Source organism: Sanguibacter biliveldensis (assembly GCF_033798665.1).
Taxonomy (GTDB): domain Bacteria; phylum Actinomycetota; class Actinomycetes; order Actinomycetales; family Cellulomonadaceae; genus Sanguibacter; species Sanguibacter inulinus.
Genome location: NZ_CP138359.1, coordinates 3,027,948 through 3,048,874 on the forward strand (window position 1 = coordinate 3,027,948; position 20,927 = coordinate 3,048,874).

At 72.1% G+C, this 20,927-nt stretch carries 21 protein-coding genes; 4 read left to right on the forward strand and 17 right to left on the reverse strand.

The window, feature by feature from the left end:
• Positions 1–59: 59 nt before the first annotated feature.
• A complete protein-coding gene (locus SANBI_RS13250; RefSeq protein ID WP_319155770.1) occupies positions 60–1,799 on the forward strand; it encodes an alpha/beta hydrolase in 1,740 nt (579 codons plus the stop codon).
• 9 nt (positions 1,800–1,808) lie between these two features.
• On the opposite strand, the gene SANBI_RS13255 is transcribed toward SANBI_RS13250, so the two are convergent.
• Genes SANBI_RS13255 through SANBI_RS13280 form a run of 6 tightly spaced genes read right to left on the reverse strand, consistent with a single transcriptional unit; the run spans position 1,809 to position 9,867 of the window.
• Positions 1,809–2,531, reverse strand: a complete 723-nt coding sequence (locus tag SANBI_RS13255) for a response regulator (RefSeq protein WP_056129189.1) — start codon at positions 2,529–2,531, stop codon at positions 1,809–1,811.
• The gene (locus tag SANBI_RS13260) at positions 2,528–5,185 is read right to left on the reverse strand and encodes a DUF4118 domain-containing protein (protein ID WP_319155773.1); all 2,658 of its coding nucleotides are present in this window, start codon (positions 5,183–5,185) and stop codon (positions 2,528–2,530) included. Before SANBI_RS13260 ends, SANBI_RS13255 begins: the two co-directional genes overlap by 4 nt.
• Before the next feature lie 9 nt (positions 5,186–5,194).
• On the reverse strand, positions 5,195–5,863 hold the full coding sequence (gene kdpC, locus SANBI_RS13265; RefSeq protein WP_319155776.1) for a potassium-transporting ATPase subunit KdpC: 669 nt from the start codon (positions 5,861–5,863) through the stop codon (positions 5,195–5,197).
• Between the two features lies 1 nt (position 5,864).
• Positions 5,865–8,111 carry a potassium-transporting ATPase subunit KdpB gene (gene kdpB / locus SANBI_RS13270; RefSeq protein WP_319155778.1) on the reverse strand — a complete coding sequence of 749 codons (2,247 nt, stop codon included), beginning with the start codon at positions 8,109–8,111 and terminating at the stop codon, positions 5,865–5,867.
• Complete coding sequence (gene kdpA, locus SANBI_RS13275; protein WP_319155781.1) at positions 8,108–9,778, reverse strand: potassium-transporting ATPase subunit KdpA; 1,671 nt, start codon at positions 9,776–9,778, stop codon at positions 8,108–8,110. Before kdpA ends, kdpB begins: the two co-directional genes overlap by 4 nt.
• A complete protein-coding gene (locus SANBI_RS13280; RefSeq protein WP_156382663.1) occupies positions 9,775–9,867 on the reverse strand; it encodes a potassium-transporting ATPase subunit F in 93 nt (30 codons plus the stop codon). Before SANBI_RS13280 ends, kdpA begins: the two co-directional genes overlap by 4 nt.
• Positions 9,868–10,375: 508 nt before the next feature.
• Between SANBI_RS13280 and SANBI_RS13285 the strand changes: the two genes are divergently transcribed.
• Positions 10,376–11,815, forward strand: coding sequence for an Ig-like domain-containing protein (locus SANBI_RS13285; RefSeq protein ID WP_319155784.1), 1,440 nt, complete (start codon positions 10,376–10,378; stop codon positions 11,813–11,815).
• A 22-nt stretch (positions 11,816–11,837) separates the two neighbouring features.
• On the opposite strand, the gene SANBI_RS13290 is transcribed toward SANBI_RS13285, so the two are convergent.
• The 9 genes from SANBI_RS13290 to SANBI_RS13330 all read right to left on the reverse strand — a co-directional run bounded on the left by SANBI_RS13290 (position 11,838) and on the right by SANBI_RS13330 (position 16,282).
• Positions 11,838–12,179 carry a hypothetical protein gene (locus SANBI_RS13290; RefSeq protein WP_319155786.1) on the reverse strand — a complete coding sequence of 114 codons (342 nt, stop codon included), beginning with the start codon at positions 12,177–12,179 and terminating at the stop codon, positions 11,838–11,840.
• Positions 12,180–12,306: 127 nt separating this feature from the next.
• Positions 12,307–12,957 carry a hypothetical protein gene (locus tag SANBI_RS13295; protein WP_056129174.1) on the reverse strand — a complete coding sequence of 217 codons (651 nt, stop codon included), beginning with the start codon at positions 12,955–12,957 and terminating at the stop codon, positions 12,307–12,309.
• A complete protein-coding gene (locus SANBI_RS13300; RefSeq protein ID WP_319155789.1) occupies positions 12,948–13,592 on the reverse strand; it encodes an RNA polymerase sigma factor in 645 nt (214 codons plus the stop codon). Before SANBI_RS13300 ends, SANBI_RS13295 begins: the two co-directional genes overlap by 10 nt.
• Positions 13,593–13,676: 84 nt before the next feature.
• Positions 13,677–13,814: a hypothetical protein gene (locus tag SANBI_RS13305; protein WP_156382661.1), complete on the reverse strand. Its 138-nt coding sequence runs from the start codon at positions 13,812–13,814 to the stop codon at positions 13,677–13,679.
• A 50-nt stretch (positions 13,815–13,864) separates the two neighbouring features.
• Positions 13,865–14,473 (reverse strand): hypothetical protein, encoded by a 609-nt coding sequence (locus tag SANBI_RS13310; protein ID WP_056129167.1) that lies wholly within the window; start codon positions 14,471–14,473, stop codon positions 13,865–13,867.
• Positions 14,473–15,030 carry a DUF6286 domain-containing protein gene (locus SANBI_RS13315; protein ID WP_319155793.1) on the reverse strand — a complete coding sequence of 186 codons (558 nt, stop codon included), beginning with the start codon at positions 15,028–15,030 and terminating at the stop codon, positions 14,473–14,475. The genes SANBI_RS13310 and SANBI_RS13315 overlap by 1 nt, the downstream gene beginning before the upstream one ends.
• Entirely contained in the window at positions 15,027–15,443 is a 417-nt protein-coding gene (locus tag SANBI_RS13320) for an Asp23/Gls24 family envelope stress response protein (protein WP_319155795.1), read from the reverse strand. Before SANBI_RS13320 ends, SANBI_RS13315 begins: the two co-directional genes overlap by 4 nt.
• On the reverse strand, positions 15,440–15,622 hold the full coding sequence (locus SANBI_RS13325) for a hypothetical protein (protein WP_056129157.1): 183 nt from the start codon (positions 15,620–15,622) through the stop codon (positions 15,440–15,442). The genes SANBI_RS13320 and SANBI_RS13325 overlap by 4 nt, the downstream gene beginning before the upstream one ends.
• 165 nt (positions 15,623–15,787) lie before the next feature.
• On the reverse strand, positions 15,788–16,282 hold the full coding sequence (locus SANBI_RS13330; RefSeq protein WP_319155797.1) for an Asp23/Gls24 family envelope stress response protein: 495 nt from the start codon (positions 16,280–16,282) through the stop codon (positions 15,788–15,790).
• Positions 16,283–16,516: 234 nt separating this feature from the next.
• Between SANBI_RS13330 and SANBI_RS13335 the strand changes: the two genes are divergently transcribed.
• Complete coding sequence (locus SANBI_RS13335) at positions 16,517–17,971, forward strand: Ig-like domain-containing protein (protein ID WP_319155800.1); 1,455 nt, start codon at positions 16,517–16,519, stop codon at positions 17,969–17,971.
• 163 nt (positions 17,972–18,134) lie between these two features.
• On the opposite strand, the gene SANBI_RS13340 is transcribed toward SANBI_RS13335, so the two are convergent.
• Both SANBI_RS13340 and eda read right to left on the reverse strand, forming a co-directional pair.
• Complete coding sequence (locus SANBI_RS13340; RefSeq protein WP_319155803.1) at positions 18,135–19,253, reverse strand: sugar kinase; 1,119 nt, start codon at positions 19,251–19,253, stop codon at positions 18,135–18,137.
• Between the two features lies 1 nt (position 19,254).
• A complete protein-coding gene (gene eda, locus SANBI_RS13345) occupies positions 19,255–19,908 on the reverse strand; it encodes a bifunctional 4-hydroxy-2-oxoglutarate aldolase/2-dehydro-3-deoxy-phosphogluconate aldolase (RefSeq protein WP_319155805.1) in 654 nt (217 codons plus the stop codon).
• 83 nt (positions 19,909–19,991) lie between these two features.
• Between eda and SANBI_RS13350 the strand changes: the two genes are divergently transcribed.
• Positions 19,992–20,792, forward strand: coding sequence for an IclR family transcriptional regulator (locus SANBI_RS13350; RefSeq protein WP_319155807.1), 801 nt, complete (start codon positions 19,992–19,994; stop codon positions 20,790–20,792).
• The last annotated feature ends 135 nt before the right edge of the window (positions 20,793–20,927 follow it).

Here is a 20,927-nt window from a genome sequence, read left to right on the forward strand (position 1 = left end):
GACGACGCCGCGGGAACCACCCTGCCGCGACCAGGGCGGTTCCCGCTAGAGTCACGCACATGGAGCCCTCGGCAGGTCGTCCGCAGCACGGTGCAGATCCCGCTGAGCGTCCGCGAGGCCTGAGGCTCCGGCTGGAGTCCTTCGCCCGGCGGTTCTCCCCCACAGGGCTCGTGCTCGCCCTCACCTGCTACTGCATCTCCATGACGCCGTCGCTCATCCCCCGCGGCTGGTTGTTCCAGGGGCTGCTCACCGGGCTGTCGATGATCGCGGGCTACGCGGCCGGCGCCTTCCTCGGCTGGGTGACCCGGCGGCTCGGCTTCCACGCGCGGTGGGACGCGGGCACCACCCGGACGCTCTGGTTCGTGCTCGCCGGGCTCACCGCCGTCCTGGTGCCGTGGTTCCTCGTCCTCGCGTCCCGCTGGCAGGGCGACCTGCGCGCGCTCTTCGGCATCGAGGCGACCCCCGAGTCGCACGTCATGCTCGTGGTGCTCCTCGGCGTCGGGCTCGCGCTCGTGCTGCTGCTGGTCGCCCGCGGTCTGCGCTGGTGCAGCCGGCGCGCCGGCGACCTGCTCGGCCGGTGGGTCCCGGCCCGCGTCGCACGGCTCGTCGGGACCGTCGCGGTCACGGTGGTCGCCGTGCTGCTCGTCAACGGGACCCTGATCAACGGGGCGATGACGGCCCTGAAGAACATCAGCGCTGCGACCGACGCGGGCACCCCCGACGGTGCTGTCGAGCCGACGTCACCGCTGCGGTCCGGGTCGCCCGAGTCCGTGGTCGACTGGGACGACCTCGGGTTCCAGGGACGCGGCTTCGTCAGCTCTGGGCCGAGCGTCGAGCAGATCGCCGACTTCGCGGCGGGCGGTGACGTCGTGGCAGCCGACGACGTGGTCGAGCCGATCCGCGTCTACGCAGGGCTCCAGTCCGCCGAGGACATCGACGCCGTGGCCGCGCTGGTCGTCGACGAGCTCGACAGGACCGACGCGTGGGACCGCGAGATCCTCGTCGTCGCGACGACCACCGGGACCGGGTGGGTCGACCCGTCGATGTCCCAGACCCTGGAGTACATGCACGGTGGTGACACGGCGATCGCGGCCATGCAGTACTCCTACCTGCCGAGCTGGGTGAGCTTCCTGTCCGACCGCGACACCCCGCCCGCCGCCGGCAAGGCGCTCTACGAGGCCGTGTACGACGCGTGGCTCGAGCAGCCCGAAGACTCCCGGCCCTTCCTCGTCGCCTACGGTCTCTCGCTCGGCAGCTTCGGCGCGCAGGGCGCCTTCAGCGGCCTGCAGGACATGACCGAGCGGACCCAGGGTGCGCTGTTCGTCGGCACGCCGAGCTTCACACCCAACTGGGCGTACTTCACCAAGAACCGCGACCCCGGCAGCCTCGAGTACAGCCCCGTGTACGAGGGCGGGCGCCAGGTCCGCTTCGGCACCGAGCCAGGCAGCGGGGCGAACGTGTGGGACATCCCCGGGACATGGGAAGAACCCCGGGTGGTCTACCTGCAGCACGCCTCCGACGCCGTGATCTGGTGGTCCCTCGACGTGCTCTGGCGCGAGCCCGACTGGGTGTCAGAACCCGGGCCCGACCGCCTCGAGATGACGTGGGTCCCCGTCGTGACCTTCTGGCAGGTCACCTTCGACATGTTCGTCGCCGGCAACGTGCCCCAGGGCCACGGCCACTCCTACCACCTGGCGTACTCCGACGGCCTCGCGGCGCTCGGTGCCCCGGAGGGCTGGGACGACGCTGACACGGCCCGGCTCAAAGAGCTCATGTCCGGAGTCCCAGACGAGAGCTGACGCCCCCGCTCACACCTCGAAGACGTAGCCCATGCCCGGCTGCGTGATGATGTGGCGCGGCGCCGAGGGGTCAGCCTCGAGCTTGCGGCGGAGCTGGGCTGTGTAGACGCGCAGGTAGTTGGTCTCGGCGGAGTACGACGGGCCCCACACCTCGTGGAGCAGCTGCACGCGGCCGACCATCTTGCCGCGGTTGCGGACCAGCACCTCCAGGAGCGACCACTCCGTCGGGCTGAGCCTGACGTCCTCCCCGGCGCGCTGGACCTTGCGGCGTGCGAGGTCGATCACCAGGTCACCAGCCTCGACCACGGGGGTCTGCACCTCGTCGACGGGCGCGGCCCGCCGCACGGCTGCGCGCAGCCGGGCGAGCAGCTCGTTCATCGCGAAGGGCTTGGTCACGTAGTCGTCGGCGCCGGCGTCGAGGGCGTCGACCTTGTCGTCGCCGAGCTGGCGGGCCGAGAGCACGACGATCGGCACCCGGCTCCACCCGCGGATCCCGGCGATGACGTCGAGGCCGCTCATGTCCGGCAGGCCGAGGTCGAGGAGCACCACGTCGGGCTGGCTGCTCGCCGCTGCGTCGAGGGCCTCGGCACCGTTCGTCGCGGTCGTGACGACCCAGCCGTGGGTCCGGAGGTTGATGGCGAGGGCACGGACGAGACCGGCGTCGTCGTCGACGACGAGGACTGCGGTGCCGGGGACCGCAGCCGAGGCTCCCGCTGCACCCGCGGCCGTCACAGCGAGCCGCCGTCGCCGGAGAGTGCCGAGCCACCAGGGCCGGCGTCGCCGGACCGCGCGATCTCGGACAACCCTGGCGAGACCGTCACCACAGGCACGCCAGACGTCTCGGCACGGTCCGGGTCGTCAGCCCTGGCGACGGCGTCAGCAGCGCCCTCAGCAGTCGGCACCGTCAGCACCATCGTCAGCCCACCTCCCGGGGTGTCGTCGACGACCAAGGTAGCCCCGACGGCCCGCACGAGCCCCTGCGCCACGGCGAGGCCGAGACCGAGACCATCGGGCGAGGTGTCCCCCAGCCGCTGGAACGGCTCGAACATGCGGCCCTTGCGCTCGTCGTCGAGACCGGGCCCGCGGTCGACCACCCGGATCTCGACCTCGCCCGGCCGCGCCGACGCCGTGACGAGCACCGGCACCCCGGCCGGGGAGAACCTCACAGCGTTGGCGACCACGTTCGCGACGGCGCGCTCGAGCAGCCCGGCATCGGTGAGCACGAGCGGCAGGTTGTCCGGGACTGCGAGGTCGACAGCCCCCGCACCGAGCCCCTCGACCGCCACGGGGACGATCTCGTCGACAGACCTCGCCTGGAGCACGGCCCGCACGCTGCCGGTCTGGATGCGGGACAGGTCGAGCAGGTTCGCGATGAGCGCCTCGAGACGCGCGGTCGACCCGCCGATGGTGTCGAGCAGCGCCTCTTCGTCCTCGGGGGCGAGCGCCACGTCGTGTGCACTGAGCCCGTCGATCGCCGCCCGGATCGAGGCGAGCGGTGTCCGCAGGTCGTGGGACACAGCGGCGAGCAGCGCCGTGCGGGTCGCGTCGGCCTGCTCGAGCACGGCAGCCTGCGACGCGGCCTCGCGCAGCCGCCTGTACTCCAGGACGATGCCCGCCTGGGCCGCGAAGGCTTCGAGGACTTGCTGGTCGCTCGCCGGGAGGGTCCGCCCGACGACCACCAGACGGCGGTCGTCGTCGATGCGGACCGTCGACGTCGAGGCGTCGTCACCGCCGCGCTGCCCAGCCCGGTAGGTGCAGGCGACCGTCTCCCACGGAGCCTTCGCGCCCGCGCGCTCTTCGAGCCGGACCTCGGACACCGCGAAGGTCTCCGCCAGCCTGGACACCACGGCATCGGCAGAGTCGTCGCCGGACAGCACCGAGCGTGACAGCGCCGCGAGCGTCGAGGCCTCGGCCCGCGCCCTGTACGCCTGGGCGGTCCGGCGCGCTGCGAGGTCCACGACCGAGGCGACCGAGACGGCGACCACCACGAACACGACGAGGGCGAGGGCGTTCTCCGGGCTGGAGACCGTGAGCATCCCCGTCGGCGGGGTGAAGAACCAGTTGACGCACACGAAGGACAGCAGCGCCGCGACCACAGCCGGCCACAGCCCACCGACCAGCGCGACCCCGACAGTCCCGGCGAGGAACAGCATGAGCTCGGTCGTCAGCGACACGTCGCCGCGGAACCACCACACCAACCCTGTGAGGAGTGCCGGCAGCACGACCGCGAGCGCCCACCCCGACACCTGCCGGGCCCTGGACAGCGCGGACCACCGTCGGCGCAGCGGCGACCCGGACCGAGCCTGCTCGTGCGTGACGAGGTGCACGTCGATGCTCCCCGCGAGCTGGGCGGTCTGTGTGCTCGACGAGCCGAGCAGAGCCTCGCGCACGCGGGAGTGCCTGGACACGCCGACGACGATCATGGTGGCGTTGACGCCCCGCGCGAAGTCGACCACGGCCGACGGGACGTCTTCACCGACGACGGTGTGGAAGGTCCCGCCGAGCGCCAGGGTGAGCTCGCGGTCGGCGGAGATCGCTGCCGGCGGCGCCGAGGGCAGGCCGTCGGTCGCCAGGACGTGCACGGCGAGCAGCTCGGACCCGGCGGTGCGCTGGGCGATGCGCGCCCCGCGGCGCAGCAGGGTCTCCCCCTCGGGTCCGCCGGTGACCGCGACGACGATGCGCTCGCGGGCCGGCCACGTCCCGTCGATCGCGTGGTCGGAGCGGTAGCGGGTGAGGGCGTCGTCGACGCTGTCGGCGAGCCACAGCAGCGCGAGCTCGCGCAGCGCGGTGAGGTTGCCGACGCGGAAGTACGAGGACAGCGACGCGTCGATCTGCTCGGCGCGGTACACGTTGCCGTGCGCGAGCCGGCGGCGCAGGGCGTCGGGCGACAGGTCGACGAGCTGGATCTGGTCGGCGGCCCGGACCACGTGGTCGGGTACGGTCTCGCGCTGGCGCACGCCGGTGATGGCGTGCACGTCGTCGCCGAGGGACTCCAGGTGCTGCACGTTGACCGTCGTCACCACGTCGATCCCGGCCTCGAGGAGGTCGGTGACGTCCTGCCAGCGCTTGGGGTGCGTCGACCCCGGCGCGTTGCTGTGCGCGAGCTCGTCGACGAGCACCACCTGGGGTGCGCGGGCCAGCACGGCGGCGACGTCGAGCTCTCCGAGCTCGGTCCCCCTGTACGAGATCACGGCACGCGGCAGCACCTCGAGGTCGCCGACCTGCTCGGCCGTCGCCTGCCGTCCGTGGGTCTCGACGAGCCCGACGACCACGTCGGTACCGCGGTCGCGGCGGCGTCGGGCCTCGTCGAGCATCGCGAAGGTCTTGCCCACGCCGGGGGCGGCCCCCAGGTACACCGTGAGCCGCCCCGTGCGCGTGTCACCCATCGTTCGACCTCATGAGGACATCATGCCCAGCGCGAGGTTGAGCTCGAGCACGGAGACCCGCGGCTCGCCGAGGAACCCGAGGTCGCGGCCCTGGGTGTGCTCGGCCACGAGCACCCGGACCGTCGCCTCGTCGAGCCCGCGGGCACGCGCGACGCGCGCCACCTGCTGCTCGGCGTACTCGGGCGAGACGTGCGGGTCGAGCCCCGAGGCCGAGGCCGTGAGCGCGTCGGCGGGCACGTCGGCCGGGTGTGTGCCGTCCTGTGCTGCCACGGCTGCTCGGCGCTCCTCGATCGTCGCGACCAGGTCGGGGTTGAGCGGTCCGAGGTTCGAGCCTGCCGACGCGAGGGTGTCGTACCCGTCGCCGGCAGCCGAAGGACGCGGCTGGAAGTACTCGTCACCGGTGAAGGCCTGCCCGACGAGGGCCGAGCCGACGGCGTCGGAGCGGGACGTGGTCCGCTCCCCCGAGGCTGTGAGCAGCGAGCCCTCGGCCTGCCAGCGGAAGGCCACCTGCCCGACGCCCCACACCGTCAGGGGGTAGACGACCCCGAGCAGGACCGTGAGGACCACGAGCACCCGGAGCCCCGCGAGGCTCTGCCGGGCGAGGGACACCGCGCCGCGGCGGGTGCTCAGCGAGCGAGCCGCTGCGGGCTGGCGTGCGGTGAAGTTGTCGTGTGCCATGTCAGCCGATCCCAGGGAGAAGCGAGGCGAGCAGGTCGATGAGCTTGATGCCGAGGAACGGGGCGACCAGGCCGCCCAGCCCGTAGACGAGGAGGTTGCGACGCAGCATGGTCGACGCCGACGCCGGCCTGTACGCGACCCCGCGCAGCGAGAGCGGGATGAGCACCACGATGATCAGCGCGTTGAAGATCACCGCCGAGACGATCGCGGACTCCGGGCTCGAGAGCCGCATGATGTTGAGCACCTCGAGCTGGGGGAAGACCACCATGAACATCGCCGGGAGGATCGCGAAGTACTTCGCGATGTCGTTGGCGATCGAGAAGGTCGTCAGCGCCCCGCGCGTGATGAGCAGCTGCTTGCCGATCTGCACCACCTCGATCAGCTTGGTCGGGTCCGAGTCGAGGTCGACCATGTTCCCGGCCTCCTTCGCAGCGGAGGTCCCGGTGTTCATCGCGACACCCACGTCGGCCTGCGCGAGGGCCGGGGCGTCGTTCGTCCCGTCCCCGCACATGGCCACCAGGTGACCGCCCTCCTGCTCCCGGCGGATCAGCGCGAGCTTGTCCTCCGGCGTGGCCTCGGCGAGGACGTCGTCCACCCCCGCCTCCTCGGCGATCGCCCGGGCGGTGATCGCGTTGTCACCGGTCACCATGACGGTGCGGATGCCCATGGCGCGCAGCTCGTCGAAGCGTTCCCGAAGGCCCGTCTTGACGACGTCCTTGAGGTGGATCACCCCGAGCACCTGCGCGGGTCCGGCGCCCGTCTGCCGGGCCACCACCAACGGTGTGCCGCCCGATGCGCTCACCCCGTCGACCAGGGTCTGCACCTGGTCGGGGGTGTGCCCGCCGGTCGAGTGCACCCAGGCGTGGACAGCGCTCGCGGCCCCCTTGCGGATGCTGGTCCGCGGGGTGGAGGTCGTGCCCGCACGCTCGGCCGGGCTCACGTCGATGCCGCTCATCCGGGTGGTCGCGCTGAACGGCACGAGCTCGACCACAGCCCCGTCGTCCTGCGTGGTCGCCGCGACGTGCTCGACGTACCCGGCGTCGACGAGCGTGACGACGCTGCGTCCCTCGGGCGTCTCGTCGGCGAGCGACGCGAGCCGAGCAGCCGAGGCGAGGTCGGCGATCGTGGCTCCGGGGGCGACGAGCAGGTCGCTCGCCTGGCGGTTGCCGTAGGTGATCGTCCCGGTCTTGTCGAGGAGGAGCACGTCGACGTCACCGGCGGCCTCGACGGCCCGGCCCGACATCGCGAGGACGTTGCGCTGCACGAGACGGTCCATCCCGGCGATGCCGATGGCCGAGAGCAGCGCACCGATGGTCGTCGGGATGAGGCAGACGAGCAGGGCCGTGAGGACGAGCAGCGACTGGCGCGACCCGGAGTACACGGCGAAGGGCTGGAGGGTGACGACAGCCAGCAGGAAGATGATCGTCAGCGACGTGAGCAGGATGTTGAGCGCGATCTCGTTGGGGGTGCGCTGACGTTCCGACCCCTCGACGAGGGCGATCATGCGGTCCACGAAGGTGGACCCTGCGGCCGCGGTGATGCGCACGACGATCGTGTCGGAGAGCACCACGGTCCCGCCGGTGACGGCCGAGCGGTCGCCGCCCGACTCGCGGATGACAGGTGCGGACTCCCCCGTGATCGCCGACTCGTCGACCGACGCGGCGCCCTCGATCACGTCGCCGTCACCGGGGATCACCTCGCCGGCCCGCACGACGACCACGTCGCCGACGGAGAGCGAGGACGACGCGACGTCGACGGTCGGCAGCGCGAGCAGGTTGCCCGTGTACCGGGTGGTGTCGACAGGGGCTTCGACGCGGCGGGCCGTCGTCTGGATCTGGGTGGCGCGCAGCGACGAGGCCTGCGCCTTGCCGCGGCTCTCGGCGATGGACTCGGCAAGGGTCGCGAATAGGACTGTGGCCCACAGCCACACGACGATGGTCACGGCGAAGACCGACGGGTCCGCGACGGCCAGGACCGTCGAGGCGACGGCGCCGATCTCGACGATCAGCAGGACCGGCGAGTCGAGCAGCTCGCGCGGGTCGAGCTTGCGGAAGGCGCCGGGCAGGGCGGAGCGCACCTGCGGCCAGGACAGGCTCGACGCGCGGCGTCCGGGCGAGGTCCCCGGCTCGGTGGGCACCTCGTCGGTCACTGTGGCGGGGTCCGGGGACTGCGTGGCGGCTGCGGTCGAGCCGGCCGGAGCCTGCTCGGGGTCGTGCACGGCGGGGTGCTGGACGACAGGGCGGTTCATGAGAGCGACTCCACGATCGGACCGAGGGACAGGACGGGGATGAAGGTGAGACCGACGACGACCAGCGCGACGGACCCGAGCAGCCCCGCGAAGAGCGGCTGGTGCGTGGGCAGGGTGCCTGCGGTCGCGGGGACGGTCTTCTGGCTGGCGAACCTGCCAGCGAGCGCCAGCACGAGGGCGATCGGCACGAAGCGTCCGACGAGCATGAGGACGCCGAGCAGCGTGTTGTAGAACGGCGTCGCGACGGTGAGACCTGCGAAGGCCGAGCCGTTGTTGTTGGCTGCCGAGGTCATCGCGTAGAGCACCTCGGAGAGACCGTGCGGGCCCGCCTCCTGGATGCCGGCCTGCCCAGCGGGCAACGAGATCGCCAGGGCCGTGCCGACGAGGACGAGCAGCGGGACCGTGAGGATGTACAGCGCCACGAGGGTGATCTCCTGGCGGCCGATCTTCTTGCCCAGGTACTCGGGGGTGCGCCCGACCATGAGACCGGCGATGAACACCGCGACGATCGCGAGGACGAGCATGCCGTAGAGACCGGACCCGACACCGCCGGGGGCGATCTCGCCGAGCAGCATGTTGAACATGGCGATCCCACCACCGGGTGCTGTGAGCGAGTCGTGCATGGCGTTGACCGCGCCCGTCGACGTGCCTGTCGTCGCGGCGGCGAACAGCGCCGACCCGGCGGGGCCGAAGCGCAGCTCTTTGCCCTCGAGCGCACCGCCTGCGGCCTGGGCCGCGAGGCCTGGGCCGGACATCTCGGCCCAGGTGAGCAGGGCCGCACCGGCGAGGAACAGCGAGCCCATGACCGAGACGATCGCGAAGCCCTGGCGGGTGTCGCGCACCATGAGGCCGAAGGCCCTCGGGAGCGTGAAGGGGATGACGAGGATCAGGAAGATCTCGAGCAGGTTGCTCACCGGCGTGGGGTTCTCGAGCGGGTGCGCAGAGTTCGCGTTGAAGAACCCTCCGCCGTTGGTCCCGAGCTCCTTGATGGCCTCCTGCGAGGCGACCGGGCCGCCGAGCAGGTGCTGGGAGCCGCCAGAGAGGGTCTGGACCGCTGTGTGCGGGTCGAAGCTCTGGATGACTCCTGTCGCGAGGAGCGCGATCGCTGCGAGCAGCGCCATCGGCAGCAGCACCCTGACGCAGGTGCGGGTGAGGTCGGACCAGAAGTTCCCGACGCGCCCGTCCGTGCCGGACCGCGCGAAGCCGCGGACCAGGGCGATGGCCACCGAGATGCCGACAGCAGCAGAGACGAAGTTCTGCACGGCGAGCCCGACCATCTGGAAGACGTGCCCGGCGGCGGCCTCGCCCGAGTACCACTGCCAGTTGGTGTTCGCCACGAAGGACACCGCGGTGTTCCACGCGCCCGCTGGGTCGAAGGCGCTCACGCCGAGGTTCATCGGCAGGTGCTCCTGGAGACGCCCGAGGGCGTAGAGCGCGAGCAGCGAGACGAGCGAGAAACCCAGCAGGGAGAAGAGGTACGAGGTCCAGCGCTGCTCGGCGTCGGCGTCGACGCGCATGAGGCGGTAGCCGAGACGCTCGACCTTCAGGTGACGCGGGGAGGTGTACACGTGGGCCAGGTAGGCGCCGAGCGGCAGGTGCACTGCGGCGAGGGCCGCGACGAGCAGGGAGATCTGCCCGACGGCTGTCCAGGTCTCGCTCATGGTCATCGCCCCCGACCGGCGCGCAGCAGCACCGTGAAGAGGTATCCGAGCACCACGACGGAGACCGCGAGGGCCACCCAGTCGGCCGCGCTCATGACGCGTCCCTGTCGCCGGAGCGACGGGCGACGAGGGCGACGGTCGCGAAGAACGCGACCGTCAGGAGGATGTAGGCCAGGTCGGCCATGTCTGTCACGCCTTCGGACGTCAGGACGACCGCGGGTCCGGCGGTCGGCGCACACGAGAGGTGCACACCACCGGTCTATCCGGGCTGGAGGGTCCCGGACGTCGGCGTTGACGGTTCCTTGACGTGCGGTGACAGGTCCCTGACGGGTCTCTGACGTCAGAGACCGAGGCTCCCCCTCTCGGGCGTCGTCGCCCGTGTCGTGCCAGTCCGTGCACCATCCCCCCACCGGACCGCCCGGGGCGTGGGCTCTCCCTCTGCAGCGACACCGGCACCACGCCCACCGGGTGAAAGAACACCCCGCCGCGTCATGCGGCCTGGGCGCGCGAGTCTCCACTCATGAGGCACCAGCCGTCGCTCGACAGCCGAGAGCCCGCAGCACCTGTCGCAGGCACTCTCCACAGCAAGGAGCACCGAGTCTCATGCACCCCCCGATCTCGAGCCCAGAGGCCCGCACCGGCACACCCGCCGCAGCACCAGCCCGCACCGGCTCTGCCGCCCCGGCCCTCTGGGCCGTCCACCGCCTCCGTGGCACCCGCAGGGTCGTCGGTGCGCACGCGGTGCGCCGAGCCTCCGTGACCGCGCTGATCGCCGGTCTGCTGCTCGCCCCCACGGCCAGCCTCGCCTCGGCCGCAGAGCTGCCGCCTGCTGTCACGGCGGCGACCTTGTCGACCACGACCTTCGGCCCGTGGGACGGCGTGCGGCTCGACGTCGAGTGGGCTGTCCCCGACTCTGCCCAGCCCGGTGACACCTTCACAGTCGACCTGCCGCCCGAGCTCGTGCCGGTCTCGACAGTCCCCTTCGACCTGCTCGGGCCTGACGGGGCCGTGGTCGCACGTGCCGTCTGGGAGGGCAGCACGGCAGTCGTGACACTGACCGACTACGTCGACGGACGGACCGGGGTGGGTGGCACAGGCTTCTTCGAGGTCCAGTGGAACACCGAGCTCTTGGGCACCGACCCCGTGACCACCGTCGTCACGATCGCCGGTCAGTCGGTCACCGTGACCATGACGGGGCCGGGCACAGGCCCACCCAGCCCGACCGCCGCGAAGTGGGCGTACTGGAACCGCCCCGACCAGGGCACCACGGAGCCCGGCGAGGCCCTCACGTGGGAGGTCCGGCTGCCCGCCTCCGACGCCGGGTCGCAGGGCCCTGTCACCGTGACCGACGACCTCGGTCCCGGCCAGGCGATGGTGTGCGGGACAGTCCAGGTCCGAGCCGTCTCGAGCGCACCAGAGTCACCTGTCACGTGGTTCGGCGAAGACTCGCCCGAGCGCATCGTCGACCTCGACTGCGGGCCCAGCGGCCTGACGCTCGTCCTCGACGAGATCCGCGCCGACGAGTTCGTCACCCTCTCCTACGCCGTCGACCTCACAGACCCGTCTCTCGGCGAGTACACCAACGTCGCAGAGATCAGCACCACGACGGACAGCACCGTCGTCGGTGCCGAGAAGCAGCGTGCCGCCGCTGGCGGCGACGGCTCGGGCGTCACCGAGGAGACCCCGGGGCCCGAGCCGACAGACCCTGAGCCGACAGATCCAGAGCCCACAGGTCCCGCGCCGACCGACCCTGAGCCGACCACCCCGTCGGCGCCCGAGACCGAGCCCGCCGAGCCCGTCGCACCCGCGACGCCAGCGGTCCCCCGGGCCCCCGGGACGCCTGTCCCCACCAGCCCTGGCGTCGTCGCGCCCGCGACAGCACAGCCGACGGCCACGGCGGCGGGGACCGGGAGCTCTCGCCTGGCCTCGACAGGCAGCTCGGCTGCCGCTCTGGCCCCCGCGGCAGCGGCGCTGCTCGGAGCCGGAGTCGCATCGGTCTGGTCGGTCCGCCGCCGCCGAGGACATGTCCGTCACGAACGCTGACAGGACCGTTACGCCCGACGGCTCAGCCGGTGACCTCTGCGGAAGTCACCGGCTCGACCGTCAGGACGCTCACCTCGACCGAGCCCGGCTCGAGGCCGTGCTCGACGAGCAGCTCCCGGACGACCTCGCGGACCCTGTGCGCGACAAGACGCGCCTCGTCTCCCTGCACGGCGAGGTGCACGGCCACGTCGACGGTCCCGCCTGTCAGCGTGAGGCGGACGAGGTCTTCCGGGTCGGGAGCCGTCGACCACGAGCGGACCACGGTCGCCAGCGTCGGCTCGACCCGGAGCACCCCGGGGTCGGCGAGGATCGCCTGCGCGATCTCGCGGCGCACCGCGTCGGTGCCGGCCCGACCTGTCGTCACCGGTCGACCTGTCGTCTCCGGACAACGCGTCGTCACCCGGACGCCGGGTGTCGTCGGCACACCAGGGGTCACCGGAACCCCCGGCACCAGGTGCGGCGCTCCGGGCATCCTCTGGCTGGGGTTCGTCTCAGACATCGCGCGTGTCCCTCACCTCGATGTCGACGCGGACCACGTCGACTCCCACCTCGCTGCTCACTCTTCTCCTCACGCTGCTGCGGACCTCGGCCGCGACCGCCGGGATCGAGGCCGAGACGGGCACGGTGATCTGCAGGGTCGCCTCGACCCTGGACGGCCGGGCACGGCCGTAGCTGTCCGGCCCCTGCCGCAGGTCCAGGACGCCGGCGGGGCTGGCCTGCCACGGTCCACGACCGTCGACGACGAGCGAGACCACGCAGCGCTCGACCTCGACACCCGGGACCGCGTCGCCGGCTCGCCGGGCGCTCGCCGAGACCGCCTGCTCGCTCACGGTGAGCTCCGGGGCCGGCTCGCTGACCTCGGGCTCGTCGAGCGGGAACCGGCGACCACGGCGTACCTCGGCGCGGGCGACGTCCATGATCCGGCCGAGGACCGCTGGGTCCGGCTCGAGACCGGGGGCGGTCCGCTCGGCCTCGCGCTCGAGCGCGGTCAGGCTCGCGAGCTCGCCGAGGTCCCGGCGGGCCTGCTCGCAGTGCGGGCAGCCCCGCTCGTGCTCGTCGGGAGGGGAGCCGATCCTGTCCCAGACCGCGTCCATGTCGCGGCCGCAGGCCAGGCGGGAGGACGGACGCTCGCTCATCGCCATGCTTCCATTCCTTTCGCCAGGTTCTGCCGGGCCCGTGCGATCCGACCGCGCACCGTCGACAGGGGCAGGCCGGTCGCTGCGGCGATCTCGGGGTACGAGAGCTCGTGCAGCTCCCGGAGCACCCAGCATGCCCGCTGCTCGTCCGTGAGCCTGCCGAGCTCGACGTTCAGCCGTCGGAGCTGCTCGGCGTGCTCGGTCGCGGCCACGGGGTCTGCTGACCCCGTCCCTGCGGCGAGCCTGCCACGAGAGCCGGCCTCGAACACCGTGTCGTCCCCGGCCGGCTCCGTGCTGCGACGGGCTCTGGTCCTCAGCACCGACATGCACCGTCGGGTCATGATCTGGTAGACCCAGCCGTGGAACGCTGGCAGGTCTGTCAAGGACGGCAGCTTGCGCCAGACCGAGACCATCGTGTCCTGGAGCGCGTCCTCGGCCTCGCCCCGGTCGCCCAGCAGCCGCACCGCGAGCCTGAAGAGCGGGCCCTGGTACCGACGGCTCAGCTCCTCGAAGGCCGCGAGGTCACCGGACTGCGCACGTCCGACGATGGTCGCCTCGGACGGTCCGTGGGCCCCGCCGTCAGGTGGGGACGTCACGACGTCCCGGGCCGGGGACCGGTGGTCGCCGTGCGAACCGCTCACCCTCGCTCACCTCCTCGTCGTCGCTCCTACCTTCTCCGCAGATGCGTCCCTCGGCACCTCGAGAGGGGTGCTGGGGCGCAGGTCTCACCCGCCGTCCGGCGTGCGCCGCGGCTGGTCCGGACGGCGCTCGGTCTTGCGGACCAGGTGGCCGGCACGGTTGATCACGGTGCCGAGGCCACGCAGGCCCCAGCTCACGACTCGGGTCATCACGCTGGCGATCATGGGGTTCTCCTGAGGTGTGCGAGGTGGGGGGAAGGGCTGTGGACGGACGGTCAGACCGTGATCTGACCGTGCGTGCGCCGGGTGCGCTGGACGTCGACGAGCACGCCCAGGCGCGCGAGCCGCGTGTCCAGGGCCGTGGCGACCGATGCCGCCACGACGGTGTCGACCTCGCGCAGGACCTCGCCGAGGTCGGCGCGGTCGTCGACCACGAGGCGCAGCGTGAGGTCCGGGGTGCGGGCGCTGCCGCGGAGCACGGCGCTGGCGCCGCTGACACCGGCGAGCGACCTCGCCTGCTCTTCCACGGCGTCGGTGAGGACGGACGGCGCGCACGCCGTGAGGCCCGTCACGGACGACGACTGGAGGCGGAGGTCCTTGGCCTCGTGCTTGCGCGGGACCTGCGCGACCAGCCAGGCCGCGCTCGCGAGGGCGAGGACGAGCGCCACGACCCCCACGACGACGGGGAACCAGGACTGGTCCCCCACGGTCGTGCCCGAGATCAGGTCGGCGTCGCGCCCAGGGAGCCGCTCGGCGAGGTCGGCGGGCAGCACAGAGCTCCACGCCCCCGTCGCGATGCCTGTGACGAGCGCACCGAGGACCAGCAGGACCAGCCCGGTGATGCCGAGCCAGGTCCGGTTGAGACGAGAGGGTGCGTGGTGCATCAGGACTCCTTCACTCGGACACGGGACTGGACGGGGCGGACCGGGCCGGTCCCGAGGACGTCGAGACGCGACCGGACGGCCTGTTCCACGGCGCTCCGGACCGTGTCGGCGTCGTCGGGCGACGACGTCACGGTCAGGACCCGCACCGCGGTGCTGGAGGCGCTGACGTCGACGTGCTCGACACCGTCGACCTCGTCGGCGGCGGCTGCGGCGAGCCGGGCGAGACCGCGCTGGGTGAGCACCACCTCGGACTGCTCGGCGTTCTCGACCTCCAGCGCGATCGCAGCGCCGCTGCGCCTGCCGGGGACGACTGCTGCCAGGAGCAGCACGAGACCGAGGACGAGGACGACCGCACCTGTCGCGAGGACTGTGGTCGAACCCCAGGTCTCCTGCCCCAGGGACGACGCAGGGTCGACGAACCACGTCGGCCAGGTGCCGTCGACGAGGCGGGACACGCTCGCGACCGTGAGGACCACGGCGCCCGCGAGGACGACGAGCGCCACGACCGAGGCGGTCAGGGAACGGCTCGGTCGAGGCCTGAGCTGGACCTGGTTCATCGCAGTCTCTCCTTGGTGGTGCGTGCGCCGGCCGGTGCCGGCTGGAGCCCGTCGATGCGGACGTCTACGCGCCGCACCTGGACACCGGTCAGCGCGGTGACCCGCTGCTGCACGCGGTCCCTGATGGTGTCTGCGGCCGACCGCAGCGACACGGGGTAGGCGAGCCCGACGGTGACCCGCAGGTCGGCGAAGCCGCTGTGCAGGTCCACCTCGACCGTGGGCCGGGTCCGACCTCCGACCCGGTCGCGCCAGCCCAGCAGCCCGCGTGACGTGCTGTACGTCTCGCTGACCTCGTCGACGACCTGCGAGGCGATCTTCTCCACCACGCCGTCGGAGAGCGTCAGGGTCCCGCGAGCACGCGGCTCGTCCGCCTGACCGGACCCGACGCCGGTGGTGGGCGTCGAGGCGCTCATCGCTTCTCGGACGCTCGGCCCAGGATGCCCTGGACGTCGATGCGGCCGTCGAGCGCCAGACCGACGACCAGCCCGATGCTGCCGAAGGCGAGGACGGTGATGAAGGCGGCGAACGAGCCGAAGGCGGCCGTGAGCCCGAGGACGAGCCCGACGGCGAGGCCGATCATGGTGCGCGACATGAGAGTTCCTTCTGTTGGCATGAGGGTGGTGGCCAGAGCGTGGGGGTCAGCGGTGCGGGTGCCAGAGGGGGGTCAGGCACCCGCACCGCCGTCATGGGGCGACGCTTCAGCGCGCGTCGGTCAGCGCAGCGTGGGTCAGCGCCGGGTGGGTCAGCGCCGGGTCGGTCAGCGCAGCTCGGCCGACTCGAACGAGGAGGACGTGTCCTCAGCGTCGTCGTCCGGCAGGTGCACGTCGGTGACGTTGATGTTCACCGCGACGACCTCGAGGCCGGTGCCGTACTCGACGGCCTGGATGACGTTCTCGCGGATCTGCTCGCTCACCTGGACGACCGACTCGCCGTAGTCCAGGACGATCGCGATCTCGATCGCGGTCTGGGTCTCGCCCTTCTCCACGGAGACGCCGCCGGTGACGTTGGTCTGGCTGCCAGGGATGCGCTGCGCCAGGGCGTTCACGGCACGACGCGCGGCGTTGCCCATCGCGTAGACGCCGGGGACCTCGCGGGTGGCCATCCCGGCGATCTTGGCGACGACGCTCTCGGCGACGGTCGTGTCGCCGTGCTCGGTGTGCAGGGCGTCGAGCTCGCGCTGCTGGGTCTCGTCCTGCGCGGCCTCCTGGACGCGACGCTCTTCGCCGGTGGCGGGGATCTGGTCCTGCGACATGGTGAGCTCTCCTTCGTGGTGCTCTGTGGAACACGGTCACAGGTAAGGACGCCACGACCTCACGGATCGTCACGGACAGATCTCGACGTCTGTCGACGACCACCCTCGACAGGCGTCTGCGATCCGGGTGAAACCACGACGAGCGGTCGCGCCGCCAGGTGCGAGGGGTGACGATCCTCCTCGACCCCGCGCCGCCGCAGCGGCGCCTCACCCTCCCATCTGGAACGAGCACGCATGTCCCGAGCCCTCCGGTCTCACCGGTCCCACCACAGCCGAGCCCGCGCGTCCGTGCGAGGCGCGGCGATCCTCTGCCTCGCGAGCCTGAGCCTCGCCCCGGCGATCCTCGCCGCCCCCACAGCCGTCGCGGTCGAGCTGACGTCCGCCGTCACCTCGGCGACCCTCGCCTCGACCACCTTCTGGGCGTGGGAGGCCGTCCGGCTGGACGTCGCCTGGGCCGTGCCCGACGGAGCACGGGCAGGTGACACCTTCACCATCTCCCTGCCCGACGAGCTGCGGCCCTTCTCGACGGTCGGCTTCGACCTGCGCAGCCCTGACGGCGAGCGCGTCGCGTCTGCCGTGTGGGAGGGGCGGACGGCTGTCGTCACCCTCAGCGACTACGTCGACGAGAGGTCCGGGGTCACCGGCCACGTGTTCTTCGACGTGGCGTGGCACGGCGCCCGCTTCGGCACCGCACCGCAGCAGCGGGTCCTCGACCTCGCCGGTACGCCGGTCCCCGTGACGATGCTCGGCGACGCCGAGGACGTCGTCCCCGACGGCTACGCCGGGACCTGGGGATTCTGGCAGCACCCCGACCAGGGGACGACGCAGACGCAGGCTGCAGCGGGATGGGAGATCCGTCTCCCGTCCCGCGCCGAGGGCTTCGAAGGACCCGTCACCGTGACCGAGTCTCTCGACGCTGGTCAGGTCCTCGACTGCGACTCCTTCTCGCTCAGCGGGCAGGTCGGCGCAGGCCGCGGCACCCCTGTGTACTCGGTCCTCGACTCGGCCCCCGAGCGCGTGCTGGCCTTCGAGTGCGACCCGAGCGGCTTCACCCTGACCCTCGACGAGATCCGGCCCGGCGAGATCATGGTCGGACGCTTCGGTGCCGATCTGGTCGACCTCGGGCACGAGCCGTCGAGCACGGTGACCCTCAGTCACGCCGGTGGCACGCAGGTGCTGACGGCACGTCTCGTCAGGACAGTCTCGGGCGGGGCTGGGTCGGGGTCCGGGACTCCTGCTCCAGCGCCGGACCCAGCTCCCGCCCCGGGGCCCGACCCGACCACGCCCACCGAGCCCACGCCGGAGAGCCCCTCGGACCCACCGACCCCTCAGCCCTCCGGACCCGCTGCACCCGACGAATCCCCTGCCGTCCCCGGGCCGCCCCGTGAGCCGGGCGGGCAGGACCAGACCACCTCAGTCCTGCGTCCCGGACCGTTCGGTGTGGGTGCGGGTGGTGGATCCGCCGCGCCTCGGCAGCAACCCCCGATGGCCACAGACGTCTCGCCCACGTCAGCGCCCTCCGACGCCGCAGTCGAGTCCCGAGCCCTCGCCGTGACAGGCCCCGGGTCGGCGCCAGCTGTCGCCGCGTCGGTCGGCGCGCTGCTCACCGCCGGAGCCACCCTGCTCCGCGCCGCCCGCACGACCCGACGACCACCGACCCGCCGGGCACACAGCCGCCGGTCTGGTTGACAGGTCTCCCGGCGATGCCACCCGCCAGCTCCAGGTAGCCCCAGACCGCAGCTGACCCGCTCGACGGCGCGAGCACGACCGTCGCACGACCGTCGCACGACCGTCGCACGACCGTCGCACGAGGGCCCGTGCCGCGACCGGCACGGGCCCTCTGCGTGACCAGCTAGCGCTGCACGCGCGCGCTGCCTCCACCGGCCAGCTTGGCGACCTCGGCGAGGCTCGCCGTCGAGGTGTCGCCCGGGGTCGTCATGGCGATCGCGCCGTGAGCCGCGCCGTACTCGACGGCCGACTGGATGTCACCGATCTCCATGAGCCCGTAGGCGAGGCCGGAGGCGAAGGAGTCGCCGCCACCCACGCGGTCGAGGATCTCGAGGTTGGGGCGGTGCGTCGCCTCGGCGAAGCCCTGCTCACGGCTCCACGCGATGGCGCCCCAGTCGTTGTCCGACGCGGAGTGCACGCCGCGCATGGTCGTGGCGATCACCTGGAAGTTCGGGTAGGCCGCAGCCGCGGTCTCGATCATGGCTCGGAAGGCACCGGTGTCGAGGTCGGTGAGGTTCTCGTCGACCCCTTCGACCTCGAAGCCGAGGCTGGCGGTGAAGTCTTCTTCGTTGCCGATCATCACGTCGACGTACTGCGCGAGGCGGGTGTTGACCTCCTGCGCGCGGGCCGAGCCGCCGATGCCCTTCCACAGGGAGGGACGGAAGTTGAGGTCGTAGGACACGATCGTCCCGTGCTCGCGGGCCGATCGCATGGCCGCCTCGGCGACGTCTGCCGAGGACTCGGAGAGCGCCGCGAAGATGCCGCCCGTGTGCAGCCAGCGGACGCCGCGGCGTCCGAAGAGGTCGTCCCAGTCGACGTCGCCGGGCTGCATCTGCGAGATCGCGGTGTTGCCACGGTCTGAGACGCCGACGGCCCCCCGTACCCCGAAGCCGCGCTCGGTGAAGTTGATGCCGTTGCGGACCGAGCGACCGATGCCGTCGTAGTCGACCCAGCGGATGTAGCTCGTGTCGATGCCCCCCGTGAGGATGAAGTCCTCGACCAGACGGCCGACCTCGTTGTCCGCGAGCGCCGTGACGACAGCTCCGCGCAGGCCGAAGCAGCGGCGCAGGCCGCGGGCGACGTTGTACTCGCCGCCACCCTCCCACGCGTCGAAGCTGCGGGCGGTCTTGATGCGGCGCTCGCCCGGGTCGAGGCGGAGCATGACCTCGCCGAGGGACACGACGTCGAAGTCGCAGTCGGCGGCCGGGCGGACGGACAGGGCGGGGCTGCTGGTCTCGGTCATGTCAGGCTCCTGTCGTGGCGGGGGTCTGGCCGGCGAGCTCGACGGCCTCGGCGGTGCGGCGGGTGATCTCGGCCCAGTCCTCGGACTCGATGAGGCTGCGCTCGACCATCCACGAACCGCCTGCGGCGATGACGGACGGCAGGGCGAGGTAGTCACCGACGGTCGCGGCGGAGATCCCGCCGGTGGGCACGAAGCGCAGGCCGGGGAACGGTGCAGAGAAGGCCTTGATCGCCGACGGCCCGCCGAGGGTCGCCGCGGGGAAGAGCTTGACGATGTCGAGGCCGAGCGCGAGGGCGGCCATGATGTCGCTCGGGGTGGCGACACCGGGCAGGATCGGCACACCCACCGCCTGGGCGCGCTCGACGACAGCAGCGCTGAGCCCGGGCGAGACGAGGAACTGCGCGCCGGCCTCGACGGCGCTGTCGACCTGTTCGGGGCGCACCACGGTCCCGGCTCCGACGACGAGCTCGGGGAGGGCCTTGAGCGCTGTGAGCGCGGCCTGCGCACCCGCCGTGCGGTAGGTGACCTCGATGACGTCGAGCCCGCCGTCGAGGAGAGCCTTGCCGAGCGGGACGGCGCGGTCGGGGTTGTCGATGACGACGACGGGGACGATCCGTGCCGCCGCGAGGGATTCGGTGATGGTCTTCTCTGACATGTCCGCGTGAACCTCTGCTATCGTTTCGTATGGGCAAACGGTCGTTGCCGGTTGCGAAATCAGGATAGCAAAGGAGCGGGACCATGGACAGAGCAGGTCACGACGGCACAGACCGCCCAGGCACCTCCCCCGACGCGATCTCCCCCATGGGCAGCGTCGACAAGGCGCTCCTCGCCCTCCAAGAGCTCAGCGCCGCCGGGACTGGCGGGTTGCCGCTCGCCGACCTCGCGCAGCGGCTCGGCCTCAACAAGACCTCCCTGCACCGCACGCTCGCAGCCCTGAGGTTCCGCGGCTTCGCCGACCAGGACGCATCCACCGGGCACTACGTCCTCGGGCCCGCAGCCACAGCCCTCGCCTCGTCCTACCTGTCCGAGGAGAACCTGCCGAGCCTGCTGCAGAACGCCCTCACCTCGCTGTGCGCCCAGACCGACGAGCTCGTGCACCTCGGGGTGCTCTCGGGCGCTGAGATCCTCTACCTCGACAAGGTCGAACCGGCCCGTCCGGTCCGCGTGTGGTCGGCTGTCGGCCGCCGCCAGCCCGCTGCGACCACCGGCCTCGGCCGCGCGATCCTCTCGCGCAGGTCCGTCGACCCGGGCTCGCTCGCGTGGTTCGCCGGCGACAGGCTGCCCGTGGAGAGGCTCGCCGAGATCCTCGACCTCTCACGGTCGCGGGGGTACGCGACCGAGACCGAGGAGAACGAGGTGGGCATCAGCTGCCTCGCCGTGCCACTGCTGCGCGACGGCGCCGCGATAGCGGCGATGTCCATCACGGCCCCGTCCGAGCGCATGACGGATGCCCGCAGGACCGAGCTCGCGACGACCATCGCGCGGGAGATACCCCCGCTCCTCCCGGCCGGGATGAGCCTGCCGGCCGAGCTCGTCTGACGCAGACAGGGCGTCCGGACGACCAGACGGGCCGCTTGGCCCTAGGCTGTGACCAGCGGCCCGACCTCCCGGCGACGGGAACGGGTCGTGTGCTCGGCCTGCGCGCGTCCCGACCATCGGAGTCCGGGCACCGGT